Raw genomic sequence first — 17,186 nt, forward strand, 5'->3', positions numbered from 1 at the left:
AAAAAAAGAACGGGTCGCCGCCCGTTCTCTTATCTTAGTGCGAATTGTCTGAATGCAGAACTGTCACGCAAGCCCGTCTCTAGGCCGACAACTGCTCTTGTCTATCCTTGACAGAGCCTACTGACAACTCGCGTGGCACCTGCACCCCGTTCTTGACCGCAATGATCTCGGCCATGATGCTGACAGCAATCTCCGCCGGGGTCTTGCTGCCTATGTACAAACCAATCGGGCCTTTGAGCTTGTCGATCTCCTGGGCCGTCAGGTCAAAGTACTCGGCCAGGCGCTCACGACGACTTTGGTTATTACGTCGTGAGCCAATCGCCCCCACATAAAAGGCACTGCTTTTGAGCGCCTCCAGCAAGGCCATATCGTCCAGCTTGGGATCGTGCGTCAGGGCCACAATAGCCGTGCGCCGATCCGGCACGCAGGCAATCACCTCGTCATCCGGCATCCCGCTGACCACGCGTACCCCCGCCACGCTCCAGCCTTGAATATGCTCACGGCGCGGATCGCAGACCGTCACATCAAAGCCATTGAACAAGGCAATGGTCGCCACATATTCAGACAGTTGCCCGCCGCCGATCAACAAGAGTCGATAAGACGGCCCAAAGGTCACAGACAGACAATCCTGGCTAAACTGCAAAGCCGCCGGAACACGGGTGGCACTGCCCCAGGCACGACCAGTGTGCAGGTCCACATGGCGTTGCACCAGATGACGTTGCTCCAGCAAACCGAGCAGGTCCGACAGCGCTTGGGGGCAGGGATTGAACTCCACCAGCAGCCGGATCGTCCCACCGCAAGGCAGGCCAAAGCGATGCGCCTCATCCGCACTGACGCCATACGTCAGCAACTGGGGACGGCCATCACCATGCAGGCGTTTATCCGCCCCGTCCGGGTCGTGATAGGCGCGGATCAGATCATCCTCGATACACCCACCTGAAACCGATCCGACCACCGCCCCGCCCTTCTCCAGAGCCATGATGGAGCCCTCTGGACGGGGGGACGAGCCCCAGGTCTGCACAACCGTGACCAGGATCGCATCACGTCCTTGTGCGCGCCACGCGTGCAACTGGCGCAATACCCTGACATCCAGACTCTCCATAGGTGTCTCCTGTGTTTACTTGAATACCGGCATACCACCGCCGTCACCCGAATCACCAAACGGATTCAAGTCCGCACCGTATTCAGCCTGCATCTCGATCTTGACCGTACTAGGATCCACGGTCACACCCGTGCCCTTGTAATGCGTCACCATGCCTGGGAATAGCAACACCACGGCAATCATGACAATCTGGATGCAGATAAAGGGTACGGAGCCCCAGTAAATATCGCCTGTGGCCACACCTGGAATCTTCTTCTGGGTCACTTTATCGACGTACTCATCCTTGGGCGCCACCGAGCGCAAATAAAATAGTGAGAAGCCAAATGGTGGATGCATAAAGGATGTTTGCATATTAACGGCTAAGAGCACACCAAACCAGATTAAATCGATGCCCATCTTGTCGGCCACCGGCCCCAACAACGGCACGATGATAAAAGCCAGCTCGAAGAAATCCAGGAAAAAAGCCAGCACAAACACCAGCACACTGACCAGAATCAGAAAGCCGTATTCACCGCCGGGCAGGTCAAGCAGCAGGTGCTCCACCCACAGATCGCCATCGACACCCCGGAAGGTCAGCGAGAAAATGGTGGAACCGATCAGAATGAACATCACAAAGCAAGACAGCTTGGCGGTGGTATCCATGGCTTGCTTGAGCAGATCAATACTCAAACGACGACGGCTGACCGCCATCAGGATCGCCCCCACCGCGCCCATGGCCCCCCCTTCGGTTGGTGTTGCGATACCCAGAAAGATGGTCCCCAGCACCAGAAAGATCAGGCCCAGGGGCGGAATCATGACAAACACCACGCGTTCGGCCAACACCGACAGCAGGCCCAGCTTCAGCCATTTGTTGATCAGCGCCATGACAAAGGCCACGCCGCCCACCAGCAAGATGCAAATAACGACCTTCTCGTCTACCGGACCATTGGGATCAACCCAAAACTCATCCAGCACATAACCGGCCACCAGCGAGATCAACAACAGCACGCACAAGGAGCGTGTACCCGAACGGCCATTGGCCTGCGAGTAAGTACGATGCTCGGCAGGAATCGGAGGCACGTCCTTCGGGCGCAAGACAGCCAGAATCAAAACATAAAGCAGATAAGAGCAGGTCAACACCAAGCCTGGCACCATGGCTCCACGGTACATATCGCCAACCGAGCGACCCAACTGATCAGCCAGCACAATCAGCACCAGAGAGGGCGGAATGATCTGCGACAAGGTCCCTGACGCCGCAATTACCCCGGTCGCCAATCGTCGGCTGTAGCCGTAACGCAGCATGATGGGCAAGGAGATCAGGCCCATGGAAATAACCGACGCCGACACCACCCCCGTGGTGGCAGCCAGCATGGCCCCCACAAACACCACAGCAATGGCCAGGCCACCCGGCATGGAGCCAAAGAGCTGACCAATCGTATCGAGCAGGTCTTCCGCCATGCCCGACCTCTCCAGAATCAGCCCCATGAAAGTAAAGAAGGGAATCGCCAGCAAGGTATCGTTGGCCATGATCCCAAATACCCGCAGCGGCAAGGCCTGGAACAGGGACCAGTTGAACAGGCCCATTTCCACGCCGATCAGACCGAACACCATCCCGTTGGCGGCCAGCGCGAAGGCCACCGGAAAGCCCAGCAGCAAGAAAACAATCAGTGATGCAAACATCACCGGCGCCATATTAGCGATAAATAAATCCATCATGATCGGGTTCAGCCTTTGTGTTGATGCGCTAACTTGGCCTGGGCTTGCCGTGCAATTTCTTCAGCCAGCAATTCTTCAGACGTTTTGTTCTGCAACTTCTTGTTGGGGTTGGGACAAGCGCCACGCAAAAAACCAATGCACTTGATCAGATGCGAGATCCCCTGCAGCGAAATCAGGGCAAAACCAATGGGAATAATCAATTTGGCGGGCCAGCGAATCAAGCCACCGGAGTTGGAAGACACTTCCTGAGTCAGGTAAGAGTCCATGAACACCGGCCAGGACAAGATCATGATGGCAAGACAGGCAGGCAACATGAACAGCACCACACACACGGCTTCGATCACTATTTGTTTGCGCTCGGACAGGCGTGAGGCCAGCACATCGACGCGTACATGCTCATTGCGCAAGAAGGTGTAGCCGCCCGTCAGCAGAAAAAGCGCACCGAACAGATACCATTGCACTTCCAGCCAGGCATTGGAGCTGATATCGAAAAATTTGCGCGCAAAGGCGTTATAGGAGCTGATCACCACAACCAGCAGAACCACCCACATGACCACTCGGCCACAGAGCTGATTCAGGCTGTCGATCGCCCTTGATAGTTTGAGTAGTAATTGCATCAATCCCCCAGATTTTCTGCGTTGAAATAAGGGTCTGTTCACACGATGTAAGCAAAGCGCGTTAACAGGCCCTAGTTGGTATCCACCAAGACCGAAACGGGTGGCGCACTCTTGTAGGGCTTGGCCGGCCATACCCCAGGCGCCTGACAAGCAGGCGACCCCGATTGACAGGCGCCTGCGCCTGCCCACAGCGATACGCCCCGCCCTCTCTTTCCTTGCCCCCGTTCTATTTATCGTCTTGCGTCGTCTACGCACTTAGGCGCGCCGGAAAAGTCCCTTGAAGCGGTCCCACAAAATGCTGAAAAACATCTTGACCGGATTGAACTCGGCCACGACGGGCTCCTCGCCTTCTGCCAGCGGTTTTTCCAGGCGCAGGTTTACGTTCTTGCCGAACTCCGCAATCATGCGGCGCACGAAATCCTGAACCAGCCCGGAGCGCGAAAACTGCGCCAGTGGCCCTTGCAGCGAATACACCAGTTCCACTTCCACGCGGCTGCGCTCTGGGCCATCCGGATTGACCTGAAAGCTGACATCGCCACGCGCACGCGATTGGCTCAAGGAGTCCACGCCCTCACCGCGCAGCACGGCGGCACGGCGTTCGTTGTCTTCTTCCAACGTGGCATTGCCCTTGAAGGCAGCCGACATGGGGCCAAACTTGATGGCGATCTTGCCTTGTACCGTGGCCCCTTCCTGAGACTCGATCATCGCGCCGGGCAGACAGCCCGCCACTTTGGGCAAATCCTTCATGAAAGCCCACACCTGATCGGCCGGGAAACGGGCATCAAAACCACCTTGAATGGCTTGGCCTTTGCCCTTGTCGGCACGACCGGACGCGGCGGGTGCAGCGGCCACCGGAGCGGGCGCTTGCACGTCTTCCTGGACAGCGTCAAACGTCGTAAAACCGTTCTGGTTCCAGTCTTGCTGCACGTTTTGCACCACAGCGGCGCGCAAGGCATCTACCTGGGCATCGGGCTGATCGCGCAGGGCTTGCAGCACGGACAGGATGGCAGCCGTAATGCCTTGATAGCCGGTACAGCGGCAAATATTGCCGGACAGTTCAATGCGCACACGGGCTTCGTCTGCGTCGGGCAAACGCAGCACGATATCGCGGCTGGTGGCCAACATGCCAGGCGTACAGAAGCCGCATTGCAAAGCATGTTTTTCCGAAAAAGCGGTACGCAGACGGCTCATGATCGGGTCGTCGTCGTAGCCCTCTACGGTGGTGACTTCGTGCCCATCGCAAGCGCCGGCAAAAGTAATGCAGGAGCGCACCGGACGACCATCCACCAGCACCGTACATGCACCGCACACACCGTGCTCACAGCTCAGATTGGTGCCGGTCAAACGGCTTTTCTCGCGGATGAAATCACCCAGATGGGTACGCGGTTCGGCCTCGTGCTTTTGCTGGCGACCATTAACTTGAATCGAGATTTCTGCCATGTCTTAACCTTTCACGCCCAGCGCTTGCTTCAGGCTGCGCTCTACGACCGTACGGAACAGCACCTGATGGGCCTCGTCCCGTTGTGCCAGATACGGCTGCAGGGCCGCTTCAATCGTGTCCCCTTCCAGGACGGCGGCCCCTTGTGCAGCCACTTTCACGGCCAGCTCGGGTAAGGAGCGCGGCGCACCTTCCATGGCACCAATCACTACGCGCGCCGTGCGCGTGGCCGGGTCGAAGTAACAGGCACAACTGGCATCGGCAAATTCACCCACTTTGCGGGTGAATTTGTAGTAACCCCAGCGGGCCGAACCGGACACCTCAGGCACATCCACAGACTCAATAAACTCACCAGCTTCCAGCACCGTGGTGTAGGCGGCCAACATGAATTCGCTCATGGGAACAGTGCGGCTGCCTTGGGTTCCACGCACATTGATGCGTGCGCCCAAAGCGACGCAGGTCAGCACCCAGTCTGCCGCCGGGTCCGCATGGGCCAGGCTGCCACCCAAAGTGCCGCGATTGCGTACCCCCCGGTAAGCAATGCGGCCCGCCACTTTCTGCATCATGTGACCGTGCAGCAATTCGTAAATACCATCTTCAATCTGAGCGTGGGTCACGGCTGCGCCGATACGCACGTGTCCTTTAATGGCTGTGACCTGACGTAGCTCGGGCACGGCCGATACATCCAGCACACGACCTGGACGCACCAGCCGCAAATTCAACATGGGGCCCAGGGACTGGCTGCCGCCCATCAGGCGCAGCGCTGAAGGGTCGCTGCCATAGGCATCCTGGATCTGTTGCAGGCTCTGGGCCTGTTCGTATTCAAACTTGGCGGCCTTCATGCCTGAACCTCCGACACGGGCTGTTTATCTTGTTGATTGACGGGCTGTGCGGCAGCGCGAATGGCGCTTAGCAGTCGATGCGGCGTCACGGGCGTATGCGAGACCTGGGCTCCCGTAGAGCGCAAGGCATTGTTAATGGCCGACATGATGGCAGCGGGAGGGGCAATTGCGCCGCCCTCGCCCATGCCCTTGGCACCAAACTCCGTATTGGGCGACGGGCTTTCCATGTGTTCGATATGAATATTGGGCACTTCGCAGGCACCGGGCATCACATAATCGGCCAAGGTCGATGCCAACGGCTGGCCAAACTCGTCATAAGGCATTTCTTCATACAAAGCGGTGCCAATCCCCTGGGCAATCCCACCAATCGTCTGGCCTTCCACAATCATGGGGTTGATCATGATGCCGCAGTCTTCCACCACCACGTACTTGAGCACTTCCACGCCACCGGTACTCGGATCAACCGCCACCACCACGGCATTGCTGGCGTAGGTGAAGCTGCCTGTATCGACTTTGGGCTTGTAACCGACGGACAGTTCCAGACCTTGCGGGTCCACATCCTCGGGCAAATGCTGCGGGTTGATGTACCAGGCATCGGCCACTTGGGCGATGCTGATCTGCCGGCCATCGGCACTAAAGGTATCGCCTTGGTGCTGCATGTGGTCCACATCCGTTTTCAGCATATGCGCGGCAATCTTGCGTACGCGTGGCAGCAGCTCTTTGCAGGCCTTGGATACCGCACCGCCCGACATCACCAGGGAGCGCGAGGCGTACGTGCCGGTGGAGAATGGCGTGCGGCCCGTATCACCGTGCACCACTTTGATCTTGGCCACGGGAATACCCAGAATTTCGCTGGCGATCTGGGCAAACGAGGTTTCCATGCCCTGACCGTGCGAGTGCACACCCACACGCACTTCCAGACCGCCGTCCGGGGTCATGCGTACAAACGCCTGATCGAAACCAGGAATCACCGCTGTACCCCAACTGGCGAACACGGACGTGCCGTGTGCAGACTGCTCGGTATAGGAAGCCACACCCAAACCAATCAAACGACCATCGGGCTCACCCTTAGCCTGACGAGCCAGCACGGCATCCACATCCACCGCAGCTAAAGCGCGACGCAAACTTTCTGGATAATCACCCGAGTCGTAATGCTTATTGGCCACGTTGATGTAAGGCATTTGCTCGCCTTGCACCAGATTCATCAAGCGAATTTCCCAGGAGGGCTTGCCGACCGCCAACGCGATCTGATCCATCATTTGTTCAATGGCCAGGCAGACACCCGTACGGGCAACGCCGCGATACGGCATAAAGCCAGGCTTGTTGGTGCCCACACCGCGTGTGCGGCAACGGTAGCCACGGAAATCGTACGGACCGGGCAAGTTGCCCAGGGCCTGGCCTACTTCCAGACCCACGGTAAAGGGCCAGACGGAGTAAGCGCCACCATCAATATCAATTTCAGCGTCCAGCGCCAGCAGGCGGCCTTCATTGCTGATGTGTGCTTTCAGTCGGTACTGGTGTTCACGGGTATTCGCGCCCGCAATCAAGTGCTCGCGACGGTCTTCCATGAAACGGAACGGCTTGCGGAAGGTCTTGGCTAACCAGGCCACACATAGCTCTTCCTGATGCAGCACACATTTATAACCAAAGGCGCCGCCCACATCGGGGGAAATCACACGCACCTGAGCCTGATCCATACCCAGAAACTGGGCAATGCCGGTACGGTGCATATGTGGGATCTGACTGCCGCAATACACCACCAGTTGATCAGCCTGAAAATCCCAATAGGCCAACACCGCCTTGCCTTCCATCGGCAACATGCACTGCCGCGACAGGCTGACAGAATGCTCGATTACGCGGTCAGCACGGGCGGCGTGCTCTTCAAAGGCCACGTCCGAGCGCAAGGTCACAAACACATTGTCCTGCCAGCCTTCATGCAACAGATCCCCCTGCGCGGCCAGCGAGGCCGGCACACTGCCATAAACCGGCAGCTCGTCATACAGGGCTTCGATCTCCTCCAGAACGTCCTCGGCCACGGCGCGGCTCTCACCAAAGGCCAAGGCAACCGGTTCGCCCACATAACGCACGCTGCCCGAGGCCAGCGGCGGCATGCTGGAGGCCTGATAGCTGGGCAAGGTGGACGCGGCGTAAATATCCTGACAGTCCGGCATATCGGCGCGGGTAATGACCTGTGCGCGTGCGCTGTCTTCAATATTGATCTGACGGATGCGGGCATGCGCCATGGGGCTGCGCAAGAAGGCGACTTCCTGTAGCCCCGGCATGGTCATGTTTCCGATGAAGTTGCCCTGGCCATTGAGATGGCGCGCATCCTCCTTGCGAAGGATACGCGCACCCACTCCTTGGCCACCCGGGCGTGACGGGTGACTGTGCTGACTCATTTCACTACCTTAATAATGTGCTGCTTAACTGCGCTTGCCCAACTCGCTAAAGGTGAAGTTGTCCAGGGCGCTTTCGGCAACCCGGAACCAACTGGCCTCCTGCTCCTGGAAGGCCTTCCAGCCTGGATAGATCTTGGCAAAATCAGCGTTGCTCTCCGACAGTTCCTTCCACAGCTCCTGAGACTTGTCGTAAGCGGCCTTCATGACGTCCTTGGGGAAGTAACGCAGCTTGGCACCATCGGCCACCAGCTTGCGCAAGGCACTGGGATTCAAGGCATCGTATTTGGCCAGGCTCAGCATGGTCTGCTCGTTACAGGCAGTCTCGAAAGCAGCCTTGAAATTGGCAGGCAGAGCTTCCCAGGCTTCTTTGTTCACCATGGAGGTCAAGGATGCACTGCCTTCAAACCAACCGGGGGAATAGTAAAAAGGAGCGACTTTGTTCAAGCCCAGCCTTTCATCGTCGTAAGGGCCAATCCATTCGGCAGCATCAATCGTGCCTTTTTCCAGCGAGGAGTAAATATCGCTGGGGGGAATCTGCTGGGGTACGGCACCCAGTTTGGACAGCACCATGCCACCAATACCGCCAATACGCATTTTCAGACCTTGCAGGCTTTCCAGGTCTTTGATTTCCTTGCGAAACCAGCCCCCCATCTGCACGCCCACATTACCGGCCACAAAGTTCACGATGTTGTATTGGCTGTACATATCGCGCAGCAATTCCAGACCGCCACCGAAGTGGATCCAGGAATTGTGCTGACGGGCGTTCATACCAAAAGACAGGCCAGTGTCAAAGGTCACGGCGGTGTTCTTGCCCACAAAAGCGGTACTGAGCACGTGGTTACATTCGACAGTGCCATTGCTGATGGCATCCATATTCTGCGCGTAAGGCACCAGTTCACCACCGGGGAACGCGCGAATTTCAAATTTGCCCTCGGTCAGTTCGCTGACACGTTTGCACAATGCTTCGGCCGAGCCGTAAATAGTGTCCAGACTTTTGGGCCAACCGGTGGACATGCGCCAGCGCACGGTGGGGCTGCTTTGTGCGATTGCAGGGGCAGCGACCGCTGCCAGACCTGCACCTGCGGCCGTTGCCGATTTCAGCAGAAAACTACGACGCTCCATCACTCACCTCTTTGTATTTTTTAGTGTATTGACACCCCTTGCTCGATAGGGGCCTGGGTAGCTGCCCGCCAGTCTGACCTTATGCTCGGACAACTGCTGTCTGAACCTTGCCAAACCGTCCCCCCAAGGGGCCAGACGGACGTTCAAAGCAGTGTTGCTACGCTGTAAAATTCACAATCACCGCCTCAATAATAGTAAGTGTGCTGATTAATTAATTTTTGGTCAAGCAGGGAAACTACTGACGCATGTCCTTGATGAGATAAAGGAAAGCACCATCAATAGCTTAAACCTAAACTAGCGCAATCCCTTATAAAAACGATATTTTATTTTATAATTTATACAGTATACTGACTAATTGAAAGCACAACCTGGAGACAGCTTTGAACTGGATAAAAATTTCCGAAACCGATGCCATCGACAACGAAGAGTCCCTGGCCATCGAGTGGGAAGGCAAGAAACTGGCCCTGCACAAACTGGACGACGAGTTCTACCTGACCGACAACGTCTGTACCCACCAATATGCCCTGCTGTCCGACGGCTATCTGGAAGACGGTTGTGTGGAATGCCCCCTGCATCAGGCCAAGTTCTGTTTGCGAACCGGCAAGGCCATGAACGCCCCGGCCACGGTGGATATCAAGGTCTATCCGCTGCGTATTGAAGGCAGCGATATTCTGGCTGACTTTAGCCAGGCCTGAGCTTTTTTCTGCTGACGAGACGCAACATCATGGCACACCACACTTCCGTATTGATCATCGGCGCTGGCCAAGCGGCTTCGGTGCTGGCGCGTGAACTGCGCAGCCTGGGCTATAACGGCAGCATTACCTTGGTAGGCGACGAAACTCATCTCCCCTACGAACGTCCGCCACTGTCCAAAGACGTGCTCAAGTCCAGCGCGACCACTGACAGCGTGTTTTTGCAAAAAGCCGAGTTCTATCAAGAACAACATATTGAACTCTTGCTGGGCACCCGCGTGCTGTCTCTGGATTGCACCGAGCGTCAGGCAACATTGAGCAATGGCCAGACCTGGCGCTTTGAGCACGCCGTGCTGGCCACAGGCGGCGCGGCTCGCGAACTGGCCCTGCTGCCCGCCAGCCAGGCCAACGCCTTGTATCTGCGCACGCTGGACGATGCCCTGAGCCTGCAAGCCCGTCTGCATCCCGGTTTGCGCACCCTGGTTATAGGTGGTGGTTTCATGGGTCTGGAACTGGCCTCTACCGCCAGCGAAACCGGCGCACAGGTCACTGTCATTGAAGCGAATGAACGTCTGCTGGCGCGCAACGCCCCTACCCTGCTGTCGCAATGGTTGCTGGAGCGTTTCGAGTCACAAGGCATCACGGTGCGTCTGGGTCAGGGTGTGCGCCAAGCTCACTTTGTGGCACAGAACGAGCATCCCGTTCAGTTGGAACTGAATGATGGCCAGATCCTGAATGGCGATCTGGCTATTGTGGCAGCCGGTCTGACTGCGAACTCCGCCTTGGCCCGGGCCAGCGGCATTGCGGTAGACGAGATGACGGCTGGGATTATTGTGGATCGCCAGGGTCGCACCAGTGTGGCGGGTATCTATGCCGCCGGTGATTGCGCCACACAAATTTGCCCCGACACCGCCGTGCGCACGCGCACCGAATCCTGGCAGAACGCCAATGAGCAAGCCCGTCAGGTGGCCCACGCCATTGTCGGGCAGGATGCCCCTACTGCACCCATTAGCTGGTTCTGGACGGATGTGCTCGGTTGCAATATTCAGATGCTGGGCCAAGGCAGCCCGGATCTGCACTATCAGGTACGCGGCGTCATGGATAGCCAGGGCGATGCCATCAGTTTCATGTTGCTGGCATTCGAGGGCCAGCATCTGCGCCACGCGATTGCCGTCAATGCTGGTGCAGATCTACGCGCCTTACGCGGTGTCATGGAACAGAACCTGCCTGTCGATCCGGCCATCGTGCTGGACCCGACAACAAAACTGCGCCAGTACGTGAAAGAAGCCGCTCGTACGGCCCAAGTCTAAGAAAGAGAAGCGGCCTGCGCCGCCTCGTCATCACGAATCATTAAAGAGTTATCAGAGGAGAACCCCATGTATCAGACGCAAACGGTGATAGGCCAGACGGTCGGGTCCAAAGACCGCCCTGTCGAGCAATGCACCTGGCCCGAGGATGTGCTCAACACCATTCCGGATTGGGTCTACACCAGCAACGACATCTACAACCGCGAGATGGAACGCATTTTCCACGGTGACACCTGGAACTTTGTCGCCCTGGAAGCGGAGATCCCCGATTCGGGCGACTACAAGCGCTCATATGTGGGTTCCACGCCGGTGGTGGTGGCTCGTGCAGAGGATGGCAACATCAACGTGTTTGAGAACCGATGTGCACACCGGGGCGCCGAGTTCTGCCGCCACAACCAGGGCAACACCAATGAGTTTGTGTGCCCGTATCACCAGTGGTCTTACAGCCTGAAGGGTGATCTGCAAGGGATTCCTTTCAAGCGCGGTGCGAATAAAGAAGGCGGCATGCCGCGCAGCTTCAAGAACTCCGAACATGGCCTGAAAAAACTGCATGTGACCACGCACAATGGCGTGATTTTTGCGTCCTACAGCGACCAGGTCGAACCGATTACGGAATACCTGACGCCTGAAATCCTGAAGGATTTCGAGGCTATTTTCCCCGGCAAAAAACTGAAGATTCTGGGTTACTACCGTAACGAGTTGCCTTGCAACTGGAAGATGTATCACGAGAACCTGAAGGATCCCTACCACGCAACCTTGCTGCATTCTTTCCTGGTGGTATTTGGTTTACTGGTTGCAGGCAACAAGTCGCAAATGTATGTGGACCCTGTGCACGGTCGTCACGGCTATATGGCCTCGGCCAAGTCCGAGGACAAGTATGCCGAGGTCAGCGAGGACAACAAGAAGGAAATGCGTTCCTTTGTGGACGATATGCGTTTGCGCGATGAGCGTTTCCTGGACTACATCAAAGAGTTTGATTCGCCTTGGTCGGTCACCATGCAAACGATCTGGCCCAACCTGATTGTTCAGCGCGAGATGAATACCTTGGGTGTGCGTCAGATTGTGCCCAATGGCCCGAACAGCCTGATCATGCAATGGACCATGTTTGGCTATGAAGACGATACCGAGGAGATGACTCGTCACCGTCTGCGTCAGGGCAACCTGATGGGCCCTGCCGGTTTCCTGGGTCTGGAAGACAACGAGGCCATGAAGTTTGTACAGGAAGGGGTACGTCGTTCCAGCAGCGAGGTGAACATCATCAAGCTGGATGAGAGCAAGCTGGGTACGTCCAATACGCTGATCTCGGAAGCGGCTATTCGCTCCATGTACCAGTACTACCGCCAAGTGATGGATCTGTAAGACGAGCTGACTTATGAAAATGGATTTTTCTTTCAAACCCGCCCAGGTTTCTGTTGAGCGTGCTTTGGCGTTGAAGGCGGAAATTGAGCTTTTCAATGCCGAGTACTGTGCCACGTTGGATCGTGGCAATGTTGAGGACTGGCCCCTGTTTTTTGTGGAGGACGCGGTTTACCGGGTTACTTCACGCGAAAACGCGGATCTGAATTTGCCAGTGGGCCTGGTCTATGCCGAAGGGCGCGACATGATGCACGATCGTGCGGTGGCTATTGCCCGCACGCAGATGTATGCCCCGCGCTACATACTGCATCTGGTCACGGATGTTCGTGTGATCTGCGAGGCGGACAATGGTGACATTGAGGCCGAGGGTAATTTCATGCTGATGCAGACCTTGGTGGAAGGGCCTTCTACTGTGCATCTGGTGGGTAATTATTTTGATACGTTCACGCGTATGGAGGGTCGTTTGATGCTCAAGGAGCGTCAGGTGATTTTTGATACGTCCATCCTGGCGAACGATCTGGTGTTCCCGGTATAAGTCCGTGGTTTGCATCTGATTTTAAAACTGTTTTTTGTGTGCTGTTTCCGAGCCACTTGAGTCAGAAGGTCTTCTGATTCCTTTGAGCACCCTTCTTTGTTGAGGGGTGCTTTTTTTTCTTATTTATTGGGCAGAGGGCTTATGTCTGGCGCAATGTCAGAGATATGAGACCTTAGGGCTGGTAGCGCAGGCTTGGGGGGCCTATAAGGCCTGGAGGAATTCAGATTAGTCAGGGTGGGGAGTAAAGGAAGTCTCTGTGAAAACGCCATTCAGTCAATCTGCTGGGGTGTTGGGCTGAGCACTTGCCGGTGCTGCGCACCGGTGCCCTTGTCAGGAGATAGCTACGGGCGCATCCTGAACTCGCCGGGTACTTGGTCCCCCGGGCCAAGTACAAGCGTCCGGCTCAAACAGCAGGATGCTTGCACCCCTACGCTATCTCCTGCCCGCGGCAAGTACTCTGATCCGCCCCTACACCCCAGCAGGCTGACTAAACGGCTCACAATGGCTTTTTATCTACCAAGCACTTACTGACTTTTTGAACAGACAGGGCCTCTTTCCTTGCTCTTCTGCGTTTCCTAAGCGCCTATCGCTCTACTCTTCTACGTTCCCTGAAACCCTATCGTCTTGCTCTTTTGCATTCTCTAAATCAGCTTCGTCACATCAACAACTCCACAACCGAAAGCAGAACTAACTTGCTGATTTACTCCGTGCCCTGTCCTGATAGCACACCAAGAACTCTACTCATTCACGGGATCTCTAAACACACACTCCACTGCCACTTTTCGTTTCACTTTCCCTCTAAACACAAAAGAACAATTAAAAAAACCACATCTAAACTGATACCCCAAAACCCCGAGAACATTCAGCCTCAACCAAAGCAAACCCCATCCCTTTCCCTTCCTTTCTCAAACCCTCCAATCTGAGCCCTCGCCTTTCATCCCACCTCTGCAAGTGCCGTTTGGGCTTTAACCCGTGTTGCTTGTTTTCTTGTGGGGCCCGGGTTCGGCTTGACGGGCGAGTCAGGGCTCTTGCCGCCGGCAGAGTGCTGGGGCGGGATGCAAAGGGCGTGCTGTTTGAGGAGCACGCTTGCGGTTTGTCCGGGAGGACAAACCGCGCTCCGAGTTCACGACCCGCCCGCCCCGGCACTCTGACAAGGGCACCCACGCGCAGCGTGGGCAAGGGACCCGCCAAGACAAGCCGAACCCGGGCCGCACAAGAAAACTATTCACCGCCCTCACACAAAGCCCAAACGGCACGTCCAGAAGAAAGCCCTGACACCGCAATCCTTGCAAACCCACGAAGCTGCCAGAAATAAAAAAAACCCCGAGAGCCATACGGCTCCCAGGGGCAAAGGTCCGATAGCCCGCCCCCAAGCGGCAGACCACCGATACTCAATCACAAGGCTATCAAAACAGACTTGTTAACGACGAATCATGTCCATCAAGCACGGACGCCCATCCAGGCCATGATGAAACACATCGTTCTTCCCAAAAATTCAAGAGCTTGAATCGCTTTAAAGACCAATCAACTTCATCGCCTCTTCCCGCGTTGCCACGGTGGCGTACTTCTGACGCATATCGAACAAGTTGGCCTCATGCGGGCCAATTGCACGGTCACCCACGCAGTCCGACACCACCAAGGGGCGGAAGCCCAATTGCATCGCATCAACCACGCTGGAACGTACGCAACCGCTGGTAACCGCACCGGCGACCAGCAGTGTTTGCACACCACGTTGCGTCAGCCACGCCGCCAAGGGCGTACCAAAGAAAGCCGACGGCACGTTCTTGCGAACCACAAACTCACCTGGAGCCGGTGCCAGCTCCGGCACGATGTGGCTGTTATGCGCATCTTCGGTCAGACCCAGCATGCCGGGGACCTTAATGCTGAAAATGTTGTTATCTGCACCATCATCGGCATACACGATACGAGTGTGCGCCACTGGCCAGCCCTGTTCACGCGCCGTTGCCAGCAAGGTCTGCGTGTTCTCGATGGCTTCAGGGATATTGCCACCACCAAACACCGCCGGGTCAGCAAAACCATTCACCAGATCAATAATCAACAAGCCATACGGAGCCTTAGGCTCCAGCGTCGACCCAAACCCTTGTTGAGCGTAAACCGCTCCCTCATTCGTACTCACCAACGCCTCCGTCCAGTACTTTGCCATCACGCACGACGGCGCGGCCATCCAGGCTGACCGTGCAATGTCGCAAAGGAATATCAATGTGGCAGGCCGTCGTGCGATTGCCGCCTGCCTCGTTGTTCGGCCCCAGGGAGAACAGGAAGTTACCCTCGAAGGCACGAGCATCCATACCAATCGTGTTCTCACGCGAGTACAGACCCAGCGTGGACCAATGACAACGCGGTTGCAGACCCCAGCCGATATGCGAAATCGCGTAACCCTCGGGATCGTTGAAAGTCTTCATATATTCGTCCAGCAGTTCGGCTTCAATACCACCTTCAATCTTGGTGGCGTAGCCGTTTTCCACGGTCAGAATGATCTGCTCAGTCGAGTATTTCTTTTGTGGCAACAGAATGTCGCCCTTGTCGATCACGATGGTGCCGTTGGTGCCCAACTCATTGGGCCAGGTCAGCACAAAACCGCTAGGCCAGTGATCCCAACGACCGGGTTCATCCACAAAACCGTATTCACGAATCGCCGGGAATTCACCCAGTGGGCAACGCAGATTAGTACCAGCAGGCGAGGTAATGCTCATTTCCTTGGCGGCCTTGATCAAGGCTGCCGCCGCTGTCACGCGTGCGCGATCTGCTTCCGTTGGCACGGTACGAACCAGAATTTCGGGTGGCTCCACCGCCAAAAGGATCTTGGTACCCGACTTCAAAATGTCGATCTGCTCGGGCGAGAACAACAGGGTCATCAAATCCAGCACCAGATCGCTGGCCTTCAAGGCGGCGATCGCCGCTTCGTTGCCCGTCAGCGGGGTCGTTCCCAAATACGCCAGCGAGTCCCGGCTCAAGGCTTTTTCCGCGTTGACCGGCAACAAGTCCAGACGATTGACAATCGCGCCCATGGACTGAGCGGCAATCTGCGCGCACTGCATGGTCTGGGGGTGCGTGGTCGAGCTAGTCAGCAAGGTCACGGTTTGACCCGCTTGCAGCTTGGACAGGCGCAGCACCTCTTGCCATGCTTCGATAAGTTGATAATCACTCACTGCCATTTTGTCTCTCCTTGTGAGAGGTTCCGGCACTGACGCGGAACCTCTGCATCACGACGGGCCACCGTAGCGGCCCTTTAACATCACACCAAGCGCTGGCCCAGAAAGTCACCGAAGGCTTCGTAAAATCCGGCTTCGTTGTCCCAAGGAATCATGTGACCGGCGTTCGGCACGCGAACGTGCTGCACGCCAGAGGCCAGTTGCTGAATCTCGGCCACATCCTCATCACGCACTACATCGCCACGCTCGGCGGTCATCAGCAAGGCAGGCACCTTCAAATGCGGGAAGTCGACGTGAATATCGTCGGTGTGGAAACCTTCAAAACTGGCCAGAATCGCAGGCTCGTGGCAGGTGTGCAGCCACTGGGCACGCAATTGCAATTGCTCTTCGGTCCAGGTCGGGCAAAAGGCACGCATGTCTTCTGCGGTGCAGCCTTTGCGAGCCATGGCCATGGAATCCACGTACCAGGGCAACTTGGAGGGATAGGCACGACGATCTGGGCCGGAGACCGGCGGATCAACCATCACCAGACGGTTCAGACCATCGCTGTTCTTGTGAGCCGCACGCAAACCAATGCGGGCACCCATGGAGTGACCGACCACGATGTAGTCTTTAAGACCCAAGGCTTGAGCCAGGGCGATCAAATCATCGGCCTGTGCATCCAGGCTGTAATCCATGCCCTCGGCGGCTTCACTCAAACCGCGACCACGCACGTCCTGAATGTAGGTGTCAAAGTGCTTGCCGAACTGCTCACCCACAAAGCCCCAGGTCACCGCCGGGCTGGTAATGCCAGGCACGATGATGACGGCAGGACGCTGATCGCGGCCCTGGCTGGAACCGCCGTAGCGCAGGTAATGCTGACGAATACCATTGGCGTGCACATGAGCGCCATACAAAAATGTGCTCAT

At 56.6% G+C, this 17,186-nt stretch carries 14 protein-coding genes; 4 read left to right on the forward strand and 10 right to left on the reverse strand.

Annotation, left to right across the window (positions count from 1 at the left end; translation table 11 throughout):
- Window positions 1-79: 79 nt before the first annotated feature.
- From OKX01_RS15200 to OKX01_RS15230, 7 genes are all read right to left on the reverse strand, one after another.
- A complete protein-coding gene (locus tag OKX01_RS15200; RefSeq protein ID WP_108728609.1) occupies window positions 80-1,102 on the reverse strand; it encodes an XdhC family protein in 1,023 nt (340 codons plus the stop codon).
- A 15-nt stretch (window positions 1,103-1,117) separates the two neighbouring features.
- Window positions 1,118-2,794, reverse strand: a complete 1,677-nt coding sequence (locus tag OKX01_RS15205; RefSeq protein WP_094198425.1) for a TRAP transporter large permease — start codon at window positions 2,792-2,794, stop codon at window positions 1,118-1,120.
- A gap of 11 nt (window positions 2,795-2,805) precedes the next feature.
- Window positions 2,806-3,414, reverse strand: a complete 609-nt coding sequence (locus OKX01_RS15210) for a TRAP transporter small permease subunit (protein WP_162988186.1) — start codon at window positions 3,412-3,414, stop codon at window positions 2,806-2,808.
- Between the two features lie 255 nt (window positions 3,415-3,669).
- Entirely contained in the window at window positions 3,670-4,854 is a 1,185-nt protein-coding gene (locus OKX01_RS15215; protein WP_264672023.1) for a xanthine dehydrogenase family Fe-S subunit, read from the reverse strand.
- Between the two features lie 3 nt (window positions 4,855-4,857).
- The gene (locus tag OKX01_RS15220) at window positions 4,858-5,694 is read right to left on the reverse strand and encodes an FAD binding domain-containing protein (protein WP_264672024.1); all 837 of its coding nucleotides are present in this window, start codon (window positions 5,692-5,694) and stop codon (window positions 4,858-4,860) included.
- Complete coding sequence (locus OKX01_RS15225; protein ID WP_230019238.1) at window positions 5,691-8,093, reverse strand: xanthine dehydrogenase family protein molybdopterin-binding subunit; 2,403 nt, start codon at window positions 8,091-8,093, stop codon at window positions 5,691-5,693. Before OKX01_RS15225 ends, OKX01_RS15220 begins: the two co-directional genes overlap by 4 nt.
- Before the next feature lie 24 nt (window positions 8,094-8,117).
- Entirely contained in the window at window positions 8,118-9,215 is a 1,098-nt protein-coding gene (locus OKX01_RS15230) for a TRAP transporter substrate-binding protein (RefSeq protein WP_094197637.1), read from the reverse strand.
- A gap of 380 nt (window positions 9,216-9,595) precedes the next feature.
- Here OKX01_RS15230 and OKX01_RS15235 point away from each other — a divergent pair, with 380 nt between their 5' ends.
- The 4 genes from OKX01_RS15235 (at window position 9,596) to OKX01_RS15250 (ending at window position 13,105) form a co-directional block, all read left to right on the forward strand.
- Window positions 9,596-9,910, forward strand: a complete 315-nt coding sequence (locus OKX01_RS15235; protein WP_094197638.1) for a non-heme iron oxygenase ferredoxin subunit — start codon at window positions 9,596-9,598, stop codon at window positions 9,908-9,910.
- Window positions 9,911-9,939: 29 nt separating this feature from the next.
- Window positions 9,940-11,217: an NAD(P)/FAD-dependent oxidoreductase gene (locus OKX01_RS15240; RefSeq protein WP_094197639.1), complete on the forward strand. Its 1,278-nt coding sequence runs from the start codon at window positions 9,940-9,942 to the stop codon at window positions 11,215-11,217.
- Between the two features lie 66 nt (window positions 11,218-11,283).
- The gene (locus OKX01_RS15245; RefSeq protein WP_264672025.1) at window positions 11,284-12,573 is read left to right on the forward strand and encodes an aromatic ring-hydroxylating dioxygenase subunit alpha; all 1,290 of its coding nucleotides are present in this window, start codon (window positions 11,284-11,286) and stop codon (window positions 12,571-12,573) included.
- A gap of 13 nt (window positions 12,574-12,586) precedes the next feature.
- Window positions 12,587-13,105, forward strand: a complete 519-nt coding sequence (locus OKX01_RS15250) for an aromatic-ring-hydroxylating dioxygenase subunit beta (RefSeq protein ID WP_264672026.1) — start codon at window positions 12,587-12,589, stop codon at window positions 13,103-13,105.
- Window positions 13,106-14,618: 1,513 nt separating this feature from the next.
- On the opposite strand, the gene OKX01_RS15255 is transcribed toward OKX01_RS15250, so the two are convergent.
- The 3 genes from OKX01_RS15255 to OKX01_RS15265 form a co-directional block, all read right to left on the reverse strand.
- Window positions 14,619-15,242, reverse strand: a complete 624-nt coding sequence (locus tag OKX01_RS15255; protein WP_222668715.1) for an N-carbamoylsarcosine amidohydrolase — start codon at window positions 15,240-15,242, stop codon at window positions 14,619-14,621.
- Complete coding sequence (locus OKX01_RS15260) at window positions 15,229-16,281, reverse strand: 2,5-dihydroxypyridine 5,6-dioxygenase (RefSeq protein ID WP_094197643.1); 1,053 nt, start codon at window positions 16,279-16,281, stop codon at window positions 15,229-15,231. The genes OKX01_RS15255 and OKX01_RS15260 overlap by 14 nt, the downstream gene beginning before the upstream one ends.
- An 80-nt stretch (window positions 16,282-16,361) precedes the next feature.
- Window positions 16,362-17,186 (reverse strand): alpha/beta fold hydrolase, encoded by an 825-nt coding sequence (locus OKX01_RS15265; protein WP_094197644.1) that lies wholly within the window; start codon window positions 17,184-17,186, stop codon window positions 16,362-16,364.

This window comes from Alcaligenes sp. SMD-FA, assembly GCF_025960365.1.
Taxonomy (GTDB): domain Bacteria; phylum Pseudomonadota; class Gammaproteobacteria; order Burkholderiales; family Burkholderiaceae_B; genus Alcaligenes; species Alcaligenes aquatilis.